General features: G+C 53.6%; 11 protein-coding genes. 6 read left to right on the top strand and 5 right to left on the bottom strand.

Annotated elements, in window-relative coordinates; all coding sequences use genetic code 11:
* Positions 1-30: 30 nt before the first annotated feature.
* Entirely contained in the window at positions 31-2,118 is a 2,088-nt protein-coding gene (locus tag C2U43_RS02285) for a YccS/YhfK family putative transporter (protein WP_071446669.1), read from the top strand.
* Positions 2,119-2,193: 75 nt separating this feature from the next.
* On the opposite strand, the gene argD is transcribed toward C2U43_RS02285, so the two are convergent.
* The 5 genes from argD to ppiA all read right to left on the bottom strand — a co-directional run bounded on the left by argD (position 2,194) and on the right by ppiA (position 5,530).
* On the bottom strand, positions 2,194-3,411 hold the full coding sequence (gene argD / locus C2U43_RS02280; protein WP_008786303.1) for a bifunctional acetylornithine/succinyldiaminopimelate transaminase: 1,218 nt from the start codon (positions 3,409-3,411) through the stop codon (positions 2,194-2,196).
* Between the two features lie 85 nt (positions 3,412-3,496).
* Positions 3,497-4,060, bottom strand: a complete 564-nt coding sequence (pabA, locus tag C2U43_RS02275; RefSeq protein ID WP_048236932.1) for an aminodeoxychorismate synthase component 2 — start codon at positions 4,058-4,060, stop codon at positions 3,497-3,499.
* A gap of 31 nt (positions 4,061-4,091) precedes the next feature.
* Positions 4,092-4,694, bottom strand: coding sequence for a putative adenosine monophosphate-protein transferase Fic (locus C2U43_RS02270; protein ID WP_103284648.1), 603 nt, complete (start codon positions 4,692-4,694; stop codon positions 4,092-4,094).
* Positions 4,684-4,851 carry a YhfG family protein gene (locus C2U43_RS02265; protein WP_065772013.1) on the bottom strand — a complete coding sequence of 56 codons (168 nt, stop codon included), beginning with the start codon at positions 4,849-4,851 and terminating at the stop codon, positions 4,684-4,686. Before C2U43_RS02265 ends, C2U43_RS02270 begins: the two co-directional genes overlap by 11 nt.
* Positions 4,852-4,957: 106 nt before the next feature.
* Positions 4,958-5,530, bottom strand: a complete 573-nt coding sequence (gene ppiA / locus C2U43_RS02260) for a peptidylprolyl isomerase A (protein WP_003023595.1) — start codon at positions 5,528-5,530, stop codon at positions 4,958-4,960.
* Between the two features lie 264 nt (positions 5,531-5,794).
* Between ppiA and tsgA the strand changes: the two genes are divergently transcribed.
* From tsgA to cysG, 5 genes are all read left to right on the top strand, one after another.
* Positions 5,795-6,976, top strand: a complete 1,182-nt coding sequence (gene tsgA / locus C2U43_RS02255) for an MFS transporter TsgA (RefSeq protein ID WP_032945197.1) — start codon at positions 5,795-5,797, stop codon at positions 6,974-6,976.
* A gap of 271 nt (positions 6,977-7,247) precedes the next feature.
* Complete coding sequence (nirB, locus tag C2U43_RS02250) at positions 7,248-9,791, top strand: NADPH-nitrite reductase large subunit (protein WP_008786307.1); 2,544 nt, start codon at positions 7,248-7,250, stop codon at positions 9,789-9,791.
* Complete coding sequence (gene nirD, locus C2U43_RS02245) at positions 9,788-10,114, top strand: nitrite reductase small subunit NirD (protein WP_003023590.1); 327 nt, start codon at positions 9,788-9,790, stop codon at positions 10,112-10,114. Before nirB ends, nirD begins: the two co-directional genes overlap by 4 nt.
* 186 nt (positions 10,115-10,300) lie before the next feature.
* A complete protein-coding gene (nirC, locus tag C2U43_RS02240; protein ID WP_103284647.1) occupies positions 10,301-11,107 on the top strand; it encodes a nitrite transporter NirC in 807 nt (268 codons plus the stop codon).
* 160 nt (positions 11,108-11,267) lie between these two features.
* On the top strand, positions 11,268-12,641 hold the full coding sequence (gene cysG, locus C2U43_RS02230) for a siroheme synthase CysG (protein WP_008786309.1): 1,374 nt from the start codon (positions 11,268-11,270) through the stop codon (positions 12,639-12,641).
* Positions 12,642-12,842 lie beyond the last annotated feature (201 nt).

Below are 12,842 nucleotides of genomic sequence, written 5' to 3'. Positions count from 1 at the left end.
CCCAGTAATGCGCCACTTTTGTTTACTCCGATGTGGCGAAGACTGATATACCACCCAGAGATCAACTACGCACTACGACAAACGCTGGTGCTATGTTTACCTGTGGCTGTTGGTCTGATCATCGGTCAGCTTCATTTGGGGCTTCTCTTTTCCCTCGTCCCTGCCTGCTGCAACATTGCCGGTCTTGATACCCCGCACAAGCGCTTTTTCAAACGCTTAGTCATTGGTGCATCGCTGTTTGCCGGGTGCAGCTTGATCATGCAGCTACTGCTTGCGCAAACTATACCGCTACCATTGATCCTCACCGGCCTGACGCTGATTCTTGGCGTAACCGCCGAGCTAAGCCCCTTGCATGCGCGATTACTGCCAGCCTCGCTTATCGCGGCGATTTTCACGCTCAGCCTGGCCGGGAATATGCCCGTCTGGGAGCCGCTGCTGATTTACGCGCTGGGCACGTTATGGTACGGCCTGTTCAACTGGTTCTGGTTCTGGATGTGGCGCGAGCAACCGCTCCGTGAATCGCTCAGCTTGCTGTACCGTGAATTAGCCGATTACTGTGAAGCCAAGTACAGCATGCTGACCCAGCATGCCGACCCAGAAAAAGCGCTGCCTCCCCTGCTGGTTCGCCAACAAAAGGCGGTGGATCTGATTACCCAGTGCTATCAGCAAATGCATATGCTGTCAGCACATCACAACAACGAATACAAACGCCTGCTGCGTGCTTTCCAGGAGGCGCTGGATTTACAGGAGCATATTTCCGTTAGCCTCCACCAGCCAGAAGAAGTGCAAAAACTGGTTGAGCGTAGCCACGCGGAGCAGGTAATTCGCTGGAACGCGCGAACCGTCGCCGAACGCCTTCGGGTACTGGCCGATGATATTTTGTATCACCGCTTGCCGACCCGTTTCTCGATGGATAAGCAGATTGGCACGCTGGAGAAAATCGCCAGGCAGCATCCGGACAATCCGGTGGGGCAATTTTGCTACTGGCACTTCAGCCGTATTGCCCGCGTGCTACGGACCCAGCGCCCGCTGTATGCCCGTGACTTAATGGCTGACAAGCAGCGTCGGTTGCCGCTGATCCCTGCCCTGAAAAACTACCTGTCGTTGAAATCCCCAGCGCTGCGCAATGCCGGACGCATCAGCGTTATGTTGAGTATCGCCAGCCTGATGGGCAGTGCCTTACACCTGCCAAAGCCTTACTGGATTTTGATGACAGTCCTGTTTGTTACGCAAAATGGCTACGGGGCGACCCGGGTGCGCATCTTACACCGTTCCGTAGGTACGCTCGTTGGACTGGTTATTGCCGGCGTCACGTTGCACTTTCATATTCCCGAAGGTTTCACGCTGGCGGCCATGCTGCTGATCACCCTGGTGAGCTATCTGATCATCCGTAAAAACTACGGCTGGGCTACCGTCGGTTTTACGGTAACGGCGGTATACACCCTGCAACTGCTGACGCTGAACGGGGAAGAGTTTATCGTGCCGCGGTTTGTCGATACGGTCATTGGCTGCTTAATCGCCTTTGGCGGCACGCTCTGGCTGTGGCCACAGTGGCAGAGCGGTCTGCTGCGTAAAAACGCCCACGATGCGTTAGAAGCCGACCAGGAGGCCATTCGTCTGATCCTCAGCAACGATCCACAGGCCACGCCGCTGGCGTATCAACGCATGCGCGTCAACCAGACGCAAAACACGCTGTTCAACTCGCTGAACCAGGCAATGCAGGAGCCGGGATTTAACTCGCACTACCTTGCAGACATGAAACTGTGGGTTACGCACAGCCAGTTCATCGTTGAACACATCAACGCGATGACCACGCTGGCAAGGGAACATACGATGCTGACGCCGGATTTGGCGCAGCGGTATCTGGAGTCCTGCGAAATTGCGCTCCAGCGCTGTCAGCAGCGGCTGGAATATGATGGGCCGGGAAGCTCGGGAGATGTGAATATTCTCGAAGCGCCAGAGATGCTGTCCCATGGTCCGTTAAGCACCCTTGAGCAGCATCTGCAGCGGGTTCTTGGGCATCTGAACACCATGCATACCATTTCGTCGGTAGCATGGCGTCAGCGACCGCACCACGGGATCTGGCTGAGCCGCCGACTACGGGACATGAAAGGTTAAGAGATTTGCCGGATGCGCTACGCTTATCCGGCCTACGAATCACACCTTACCCTGTACGCGCCGCCTTTCCGGCAATCAGCCCACCACCTTCGCTACCGCCTGCGCGAAGCGCTGCATCCCTTCATCGATATCCGCCTGCTCTACTACCAGCGACGGCGCGAAACGCATTACGTCCGGCCCGGCGTTCAGCACCATCACCCCTTCGTGCGCGGCGGCATAGAGGAAATCGCGCGCCCGGCCTTTAAACTGCGGCTTCAGCTCAGCGCCAATCAGCAGCCCCATCCCGCGAATATCGCTGAAAATGTCGAACTGTTGATCAATCTTGTGCAAATGCTGGACAAACGCCTGACGCCGGGCCTGAATGCCTCCCAGCACGTCCGGCGTGTTGATGATATCAAACGCTGCCCCCGCTACCGCGCAGGCCAGCGGGTTACCGCCGTAGGTGGAGCCGTGCGAACCCACGTGGAACGCGGAGGCAATCTCCTGAGTGGTCAACACCGCACTTACCGGGAAGCCGCCACCGAGCGCCTTCGCGCTGGTGAGGATATCCGGCGTCACGCCGTAGTGCATATAGGCAAACAAATCGCCGGTACGCCCCATCCCGCTCTGCACTTCATCAAATACCAACAGCGCCTGGTGCTGGTCACAAAGTTCACGCAAACCTTGCAGGAATTCCGGCGTTGCCGCAGTGACGCCGCCCTCTCCCTGAATAGGCTCAACCACCACCGCGCAGGTGTGATCGTCCATCACCGCTTTGACCGCATGCAGATCGTTAAACGGGACATGGATGATATCCGCCGGTTTTGGCCCAAAGCCGTCGGAGTATTTCGGCTGCCCACCAACGGACACGGTAAACAGCGAACGGCCGTGAAACGCATTATGGAAGGCAATGATTTTGGTTTTGAACGGGCTATGACGCACGCAGGCATAGTGGCGCGCCAGCTTAAAGGCGGTTTCGTTGGCTTCAGTACCGGAGTTCATGAACAGCACGCGCTCGGCAAAGGTCGCATCAATGATTTTACGGCCTAAGCGCAACGCCGGTTCGTTGGTAAATACGTTGCTGGTATGCCACAGGGTTTCACCCTGGGTTTTTAACGCCTCAACCAATGCCGGATGGCAATGCCCTAACGCGGTCACTGCAATGCCGCCCGCGAAATCAACATACTCTTTGCCCTGTTGATCCCACACTCGACTCCCTTTTCCTTTTACCGGGATAAACTCAGCCGGTGCATAAATCGGCAGAATCACTTCATCGAATGTCGCGCGCGTAATTGCAGTTTGTTCAGTTGCCATGTCATTACCACCCTGTTAAGCAGAAACGCCAGTGAAATTATAATCACAAAATATGAATAAAAAATCACTGAATAGCAACTACAAATCAGCGATTGAGAAAATTAGCCAGCAGCTGATGCCCCTGTTCGCTGAGAATACTCTCCGGGTGAAACTGTACCCCTTCCATATCCCACTCGCGGTGACGAATGCCCATAATCTCCTGCGTTTCACTCCAGGCCGTCACCTCAAAGCACTCGGGAAGCGTCTCAGGGGCAACCACCAGAGAGTGGTAGCGCGTCACCGTTAATGGGTTAGCGAGTCCCTGAAAAACACCCTGCCCGGTATGGGTAATCGGCGAGGTTTTACCGTGCATCACTTTAGCCGCCCGAACCACGCTCGCGCCAAAGGCCTGCGCCATCGCCTGGTGACCAAGACAAACACCCAACAAGGGAAGCTTACCGGCGAAATGACGAATAACGTCCAGTGAGATACCGGCGTCATCCGGCGTGCATGGCCCAGGGGAAATCACGATTTTTTGCGGGTTCAGCGCGTCGATTTGCGCCAGCGTCAGCTCGTCGTTGCGCCGGACAAGGACATCAGCGCCCAGTTCGCAGAAGTATTGGTACAGGTTCCAGGTAAAAGAATCATAGTTATCAATAAGCAGGATCATGGCGGCTCCGGTACATAAGAACCGCGCTATTCTACTCAGTTTCCGGGGCTTCGCTTACCACTTTACGAAATATCACCCGCAGTGCAGACAGGTCACCCATCGCCCCGCTCTGATTAGCCTGATTCCACTCCTCAACCGGAATGCCATCCCAGCTCAGCATATACCCGGCATGAATCGCTAACTGTTCGAAGAAAATACGCTGCGCCAGGCCACTGCCAATGCGAAACGGATGCAGCACATTGATTTCGCAATAATAGTGGGCAAGACGATCGACAAACTTGTCTTCCGGTAATCCCACCAGCCAGGACTCATCTTCCAGGTCCTGCATCAGCGCATTGCCCTCTTTCTCGATATAGGCGAAGTGGCAAAAGCGAGTATCGCCCTGGTAAATATCGACTTCACGCAGGTGTCCCGCCCAGTCAAAAATATCCCGATACAGCTGGCGATGAATGGCGCACAGGTGCGGTAAGCCCCGTTTAAGCGGCCCCAATTCGATAGTCGCCGCACGCAGCGCTGTCAGTTCATAAGCCGCCTGCGCCAAACGCTGCGCCTGATGAATCCCCAGACGGTTACGCATGACATTCAGGCCCGGATATAAATACGGGTCGCGACCATCACCGAATTTATCGCTCATAGTGCCTCCTCAGCTCTTCAAGACGCGCCTGGGCGTCTTCAGCACTCAGAGTAACCCGTGGAATATCTACGCCTTCCAGCCGTCGGCTGGCCTGGAAATTGGCGTTTCGCCGTTGTTCCCACAGCCTGGACTTTTGTTTATCGGTGAGTTTTTTCACGTGACCTCCCTGAATGAGCCGACACTTGCCACAAGTATAAGCAGCAATTTCGGGTTACGCAGAGAGAGGGGTGAACGCGGGCAAGAACTACCCGCGCAAGATACGATTACGGCAGGACTTTAGCAGAAAGGATAACAATCGGTTTTGACGGGACATTCTGGTATGGACCGACATCATGGGTCTGTACCTGAGAGATTTTATCCGCGACATCCATACCTTTCACAACTTTACCAAAAACAGCGTAGCCAAAGTCGCGCTGGCCGTGATCGAGGAAAGCGTTATCTGCAATGTTGATAAAGAACTGGCTGGTCGCGCTGTCTTTATCCGCTGTACGCGCCATAGCAATCGTGCCGCGAGTGTTACGCAGTCCGTTATCGGCTTCATTCTTGATTGGCGGGTTAGGTTTCTTCTGCTGCATCTGCTCGGTAAAACCGCCGCCCTGCACCATGAAGCCTGGGATCACACGGTGGAACGTGGTGTTGTTATAGAAACCACTGTTGACATAATCGACAAAGTTTTGCACTGAAACCGGGGCTTTCTGACTGTTCAGCTCCAGCTCAATGTTACCAGCAGAGGTTGTCAGCAGAACATGTGGATCACCTTTTGCTGCCAGTGCTGCGGGAGAGAGAGCAGAAAGAGCGAGAACAGCTGCAACAGCCGCCAGAGTCGATTTGAGCATGAGAATTCCTTAACAAGAGCAGAAATGAAGCAAGTGAATTGATTCTAAAGAGCCTTCAAGGACAAGGCCATCCCTTTACTTAATTTTACGTACCTGAAACAAATGTAACCTCATGGCTGCAAGTATCAATGTGATCAAGATCACATAGAAAAATGTAACGCACCAAGTTATTACCGATAAATATTTAAATGCGTCACTAAAGCGCCTAAAATCTGCCCGCTCACGGCGCAGTCAATGCGCCTTACACTTCTATACAGGCCAGTCATGACTAACAGCAATCGCATCAAGCTCACATGGATTAGCTTTCTCTCCTACGCCCTGACAGGTGCGTTGGTAATTGTCACCGGGATGGTGATGGGAAACATCGCAGATTACTTCCATTTGCCGGTTTCCAGCATGAGTAACACCTTCACCTTCCTGAATGCCGGCATTCTGATCTCTATCTTTCTGAATGCATGGTTAATGGAAATCGTGCCACTGAAAACCCAGTTGCGCTTCGGCTTTATCCTGATGGTACTGGCCGTTGCCGGACTGATGTTCAGCCATAGCCTGGCCTTGTTCTCCGCCGCCATGTTTGTATTGGGCCTGGTGAGCGGTATTACCATGTCGATTGGTACGTTCCTGGTAACGCAAATGTACGAAGGTCGCCAGCGCGGTTCCCGCCTGCTGTTTACTGACTCCTTCTTCAGCATGGCCGGCATGATTTTCCCGATGGTTGCCGCGTTCCTGTTAGCGCGCAGCATCGAATGGTATTGGGTCTATGCCTGCATCGGCCTCGTATACGTCGCCATTTTCCTGCTGACCTTCGGTTGTGAATTCCCGGCACTGGGTAAACACGCTCAGCAGTCAGACGCGCCGGTAGTAAAAGAAAAATGGGGGATTGGCGTGCTGTTTCTGGCGATCGCTGCACTGTGCTACATCCTCGGTCAGTTGGGTTTTATCTCCTGGGTCCCGGAGTACGCCAAAAGTCTGGGCATGAGCCTGAACGATGCGGGTAAACTGGTCAGCGACTTCTGGATGTCTTACATGGTTGGCATGTGGGCATTTAGCTTTATTCTGCGTTTCTTCGATTTGCAGCGCATCCTGACCGTACTGGCGGGTCTGGCTACCGTCCTGATGTATCTGTTTATCACCGGTACGCCAGAGCATATGCCGTGGTTTATTATGACGCTGGGCTTCTTCTCCAGTGCGATTTATACCACCATCATTACCCTTGGCTCCCAGCAGACGAAGGTCGCCTCACCCAAACTGGTTAACTTCGTTCTGACCTGCGGCACCATCGGCACAATGCTCACTTTCGTCGTCACCGGCCCTATCGTGGCACACAGCGGCCCGCAGGCGGCATTGCAAACAGCTAACGGCTTGTATGCGGTTGTATTCGTGATGTGCTTTATTCTTGGGTTTGTCACGCGCCATCGCCAGCATAACGCCCCAGCAACGCATTAATCTCACTGCCGGATGGTACCCACATCATCCGGCACATTCTCACCCTCCTCTTCTTTCACTGGTCATGTAGGCCAATTCTTACAAAAACCCCTTAATTTGTACGCTATTTATACAAACACGAAAACCCAAATAATTCCGTCACTTATAAAAATGCTGACAAATCAGTTATATACCTCTTAAGGAGTATATAAGGGCGAATTTGATTTGCATCAATAAGCGCGGTTGCTGAATCGTTAAGGTAGGCAGTAATAGAAAAGAAATCGAGGCAAAAATGAGCAAAGTCAGACTCGCTATTATCGGTAATGGTATGGTCGGCCATCGCTTTATTGAGGATCTTCTTGATAAATCCGACGCTGCCAATTTTGATATTACCGTCTTCTGTGAAGAACCCCGCAAAGCGTACGACCGCGTACACCTGTCTTCCTACTTCTCCCACCACACCGCCGAAGAGCTTTCTCTGGTGCGTGAAGGATTCTACGAGAAGCACGGCGTTAAGGTGTTAGTGGGCGAACGAGCAATTACCATTAACCGCCAGGAGAAGGTGATCCACTCCAGCGCAGGTCGTACGGTTTACTACGATAAGCTGATCATGGCGACGGGCTCTTACCCGTGGATCCCACCGATTAAAGGTTCGGAAACCCAGGACTGCTTCGTTTACCGCACCATCGAAGACCTCAACGCCATTGAGTCTTGCGCGCGCCGCAGCAAACGCGGTGCCGTGGTCGGCGGTGGCCTGCTGGGCCTGGAAGCCGCCGGTGCGCTGAAAAGCCTCGGCGTTGAAACCCACGTGATTGAATTCGCCCCAATGCTGATGGCTGAACAGCTGGATCATATGGGTGGCGAGCAGTTACGTCGCAAAATTGAAAGCATGGGCGTGCGTGTGCACACCAGCAAAAACACCAAAGAAATCGTTCAGGAAGGCACCGAAGCGCGCAAAACCATGCGTTTTGCCGACGGTAGCGAACTGGAAGTCGATTTCATCGTCTTCTCTACCGGTATTCGTCCACGCGACAAACTGGCCACCCAGTGCGGTCTGGACGTCGCGCCACGCGGCGGTATCGTCATTAACGACACTTGCCAGACATCTGACCCGGACATCTATGCCATCGGCGAATGCGCCAGTTGGAACAACCGCGTGTATGGTCTGGTCGCTCCAGGCTATAAAATGGCGCAGGTTGCCGTTGACCATATTCTCGAAACTGAAAACGCCTTTGAAGGCGCGGACCTGAGCGCCAAGCTGAAGCTGCTCGGCGTTGACGTCGGTGGTATTGGTGATGCGCATGCGCGCACGCCGGGCGCACGTAGCTACGTCTATCTCGACGAAAGCAAAGAAGTCTACAAACGCCTGATCGTTAGCGAAGATAACAAAACCCTGCTCGGCGCGGTTCTGGTGGGCGACACCAGCGATTACGGCAATCTGCTGCAACTGGTGCTGAACGCCATCGAACTGCCGGAAAATCCGGATTCACTGATTCTGCCAGCACACGCGGGCAGCGGTAAGCCGTCTATCGGTGTCGATAAACTGCCGGACAGCGCGCAGATTTGCTCCTGTTTTGACGTCACCAAAGGCATGCTGGTTGCCGCTATCAACAAGGGCTGCCATACCGTTGCGGCGCTGAAAGCAGAAACCAAAGCCGGGACCGGCTGCGGCGGGTGTATCCCGCTGGTAACGCAGGTTCTGAACGCCGAACTGGCGAAACAGGGTATCGAAGTTAACAACAATCTGTGTGAACACTTCCCGTACTCACGTCAGGAACTGTTCCATCTCATCCGCGTAGAAGGCATCAAAACCTTCGAAGAACTGCTGGCAAAACACGGGAAAGGCTACGGCTGTGAAGTATGTAAACCTACCGTAGGTTCCCTGCTGGCTTCCTGCTGGAATGAGTACATCCTCAAACCGCAGCACACGCCGTTGCAGGACACCAACGACAATTTCCTGGCGAACATCCAGAAAGACGGTACTTATTCCGTGATCCCGCGCTCTGCGGGTGGCGAAATTACCCCTGAAGGCCTGGTGGCTGTGGGCCGTATCGCGCGCGAATTTAACCTGTACACCAAAATTACCGGTTCTCAGCGTATCGGCCTGTTCGGCGCGCAGAAAGATGACCTGCCGGAAATCTGGCGTCAGCTGATTGAAGCCGGTTTTGAAACCGGTCACGCGTATGCCAAAGCGCTGCGTATGGCGAAAACCTGCGTAGGCAGCACCTGGTGCCGTTACGGCGTCGGCGATAGCGTGGGCTTCGGCGTGGAGCTGGAAAATCGCTACAAAGGCATTCGTACCCCGCACAAAATGAAGTTCGGCGTCTCCGGCTGTACCCGTGAATGTGCGGAAGCTCAGGGTAAAGACGTGGGTATCATCGCCACTGAGAAAGGCTGGAACCTGTACGTTTGCGGTAACGGCGGGATGAAACCTCGTCATGCAGACCTGCTGGCAGCGGATATCGATCGCGAAACGCTGCTCAAGTACCTTGACCGTTTCATGATGTTCTACATCCGTACTGCCGACAAACTGACCCGTACCGCACCGTGGTTAGACAATCTGGAAGGCGGTATCGAGTATCTGAAGTCCGTCATCATCGACGACAAGTTGGGTCTGAACCAACATCTTGAAGAAGAGATGGCCCGTCTGCGTGAAGCTGTGGTGTGTGAGTGGACAGAAACCGTTAACACCCCATCCGCGCAGGTTCGCTTCAAACACTTTATCAACAGCGAAAAACGCGATCCGAATGTCCAGGTTGTGCCTGAACGTGAACAACATCGTCCGGCGACGCCTTATGAGCGTATCCCGGTGACTCTGGTGGAGGAAAACGCATGAGCCAGTGGAAAAACATCTGCAAAATCGATGACATTCTGCCTGCAACAGGCGTCTGCGCCCTGTTAGGTAACGAGCAGGTTGCGATTTTCCGCCCGTATCACAGCGACCAGGTGTTTGCGATCAGCAACATCGACCCGTTCTTTGAGTCCAGCGTGCTTTCTCGTGGGCTGATTGCTGAACATCAGGGCGAATTGTGGGTTGCCAGCCCGCTGAAAAAACAGCGTTTTCGCTTAAGCGACGGTCTGTGCATGGAAGACGAACAGTTCTCCGTGAAACATTACGAAGCGCGAGTGAAAGACGGCACGGTGCAACTGCGCGGTTAATTAATTTTGGGAGGCGCAACGCCTCCCCTTTTTTGACGTATTTGTAGGTCTTTTATTGGTAGGCCTGATAAGCGTAGCGCCATCAGGCAATTGCACAGGCACATTGCCGGATGGCGGCATAAATGCCTTGTCCGGCCTACGGTTACGATTTCTTTTTATTGTTTGTACTTCAAGGATAATCAACACATGTTCACAGACACTATTAATAAGTGTGCGGCTAACGCTGCGCGCATCGCACGCCTGTCGGCTAATAACCCGCTTGGATTCTGGATCAGTTCGGCAATGGCGGGAGCCTATGTGGGTCTCGGCATCATTCTTATTTTCACCCTCGGTAATCTGCTCGACCCGTCCGTTCGTCCTCTGGTGATGGGTGCAACCTTTGGTATCGCCTTAACGCTGGTCATTATTGCCGGTTCGGAACTGTTTACCGGTCACACCATGTTTCTGACACTCGGCGTCAAAGCAGGCACCATCAGCCACGGTCAGATGTGGGCTATCCTGCCAAAAACCTGGCTGGGTAACCTGGTCGGTTCCGTGTTTGTCGCCCTGCTTTACAGCTGGGGTGGCGGTAGCCTGCTGCCGGTCGATACCAGCATCGTCCATTCGGTTGCTCTGGCGAAAACGACCGCGCCTGCAATGGTTTTGTTCTTTAAAGGCGCACTGTGTAACTGGTTGGTTTGTCTGGCAATCTGGATGGCAATCCGTACCGAAGGCGCGGCAAAATTCCTCGCTATCTGGTGGTGTCTGCTGGCGTTTATCGCTTCCGGCTACGAGCACTCCGTTGCCAACATGACGCTGTTTGCCCTCTCCTGGTTCGGCCACCACAGCGAAGCCTATACCCTGTCAGGAATTGGTCATAACCTGCTGTGGGTGACACTCGGTAATACTTTGTCCGGTGTCGTATTCATGGGATTGGGTTATTGGTATGCTACGCCAAAATCGGAGCGTCCGGCTCCGGCAAAAATCAATCAAGCTGAAAATCTTGCCCAGTAGGCGTATTCGATGCAGGCAGTTTGAACACGGACAGCGCGGAACAACCGGAACGTACATGCAGTACGTGAGGATTGCGAGCACTGCCCAGGGACAAACTGACAAATAAGATAGCCTAATGGGTAGATTCTGAGGCTGCTGCCAATAATTAAGGGGTAATGTCGTGGATCATTTGCCTATATTTTGTCAACTACGTGACCGCGACTGCTTGATCGTCGGCGGTGGTGATGTCGCAGAACGCAAAGCGCGGTTACTGCTGGAAGCGGGCGCCCGTTTAACGGTTAATGCGCTGGCGTTTATTCCGCAGTTCAAAGTATGGGCAGATGAAAACATGCTGACGCTGGTTGAGGGGCCGTTCGATGAGTCCCTGCTCGACACCTGCTGGTTGGCTATTGCCGCCACCGATGACGATGCCGTCAACCAAAGCGTCAGCACCGCCGCAGAATCACGTCGTATCTTCTGCAACGTGGTCGATGCGCCAAAAGCAGCCAGTTTTATCATGCCCTCCATTATCGACCGCTCACCGCTGATGGTGGCGGTCTCCTCCGGCGGGACATCGCCAGTGCTGGCCCGTCTGCTGCGTGAAAGGCTTGAATCCGTACTGCCTCAGCATCTGGGCCAGGTCGCGCAGTATGCCGGCAAGTTGCGTTCCCGAGTGAAGCAACAGTTTGCCAGCATGGGTGAACGTCGCCGCTTCTGGGAAAAATTGTTCGTGAATGACCGCCTGGCGCAGTCGTTGGCGAACAATGACCTGAAAGCCGTCGAGGAAACCACTGAGCAAATGCTCAGCGAACCGCTGGATCACCGTGGTGAAGTGGTGCTGGTTGGCGCCGGTCCTGGCGATGCCGGCCTGCTGACGCTGAAAGGGCTACAGCAGATCCAGCAAGCGGATGTCGTGGTCTATGACCGTCTGGTTTCCGACGATATCATGAACCTTGTACGCCGCGATGCAGACCGAGTGTTCGTCGGTAAACGTGCGGGCTATCACTGCGTACCGCAGGAAGAGATCAACCAGATCCTGCTGCGTGAAGCACAACAGGGCAAGCGCGTGGTTCGACTGAAAGGTGGCGACCCGTTCATCTTTGGCCGCGGTGGCGAAGAGCTGGAAACGCTGTGCCATGCCGGTATCCCATTCTCTGTAGTGCCGGGTATTACCGCAGCCTCCGGTTGTTCTGCCTATTCCGGCATTCCACTGACCCATCGTGATTACGCTCAGAGCGTGCGTCTGGTTACCGGACACCTGAAAACCGGCGGTGAGCTGGACTGGGAAAACCTGGCAGCAGAGAAACAAACGCTGGTGTTCTACATGGGGCTGAACCAGGCGGCCACGATTCAGGAAAAATTGATCGAATTTGGCATGCAGCCCGATATGCCCGTCGCCCTGGTAGAAAACGGTACCTCCGTGAAACAGCGTGTCGTCAATGGCGAGCTGACTCAGCTAGGAGAGTTGGCGCAACAGGTTGAAAGCCCAGCGTTAATTATTGTTGGTCGTGTGGTAGGCCTTCGCGATAAGCTGAACTGGTTCTCAAACCATTAATTGAATGCAAATAAATGCCCTGACTCTCAGGGCATTTATTTTCTCGTTTATTATTCATGATTTATTCTCAAACCTGAATTAAGAAAGACTAAACTCATTCACCAACAAAATGAATCTGCGCTCTAATTTATAAAAAACACGTAAAATACCCTATTTATATCCGTACAACCCATAAATCTAATTCACATCCTAAATAATACA

It is taken from the genome of Citrobacter freundii complex sp. CFNIH9, assembly GCF_002903305.1.
Classification (GTDB): domain Bacteria; phylum Pseudomonadota; class Gammaproteobacteria; order Enterobacterales; family Enterobacteriaceae; genus Citrobacter; species Citrobacter portucalensis.
Note: the sequence above shows the minus strand (reverse complement) of the source record. Positions and strands in the feature narration are given on the sequence as shown.

Coding starts and splice junctions, on each gene's coding strand:
- nirC (WP_103284647.1), top strand. CDS start 10,301: ATGTTCACAGACACTATTAATAAGTGTGCGGCTAACGCTGCGCGCATC.
- nirB (WP_008786307.1), top strand. CDS start 7,248: ATGAGCAAAGTCAGACTCGCTATTATCGGTAATGGTATGGTCGGCCAT.
- C2U43_RS02285 (WP_071446669.1), top strand. CDS start 31: ATGTGGCGAAGACTGATATACCACCCAGAGATCAACTACGCACTACGA.
- C2U43_RS02270 (WP_103284648.1), bottom strand. CDS start 4,694: ATGAGCGATAAATTCGGTGATGGTCGCGACCCGTATTTATATCCGGGC.
- argD (WP_008786303.1), bottom strand. CDS start 3,411: ATGGCAACTGAACAAACTGCAATTACGCGCGCGACATTCGATGAAGTG.
- nirD (WP_003023590.1), top strand. CDS start 9,788: ATGAGCCAGTGGAAAAACATCTGCAAAATCGATGACATTCTGCCTGCA.
- ppiA (WP_003023595.1), bottom strand. CDS start 5,530: ATGCTCAAATCGACTCTGGCGGCTGTTGCAGCTGTTCTCGCTCTTTCT.
- tsgA (WP_032945197.1), top strand. CDS start 5,795: ATGACTAACAGCAATCGCATCAAGCTCACATGGATTAGCTTTCTCTCC.
- pabA (WP_048236932.1), bottom strand. CDS start 4,060: ATGATCCTGCTTATTGATAACTATGATTCTTTTACCTGGAACCTGTAC.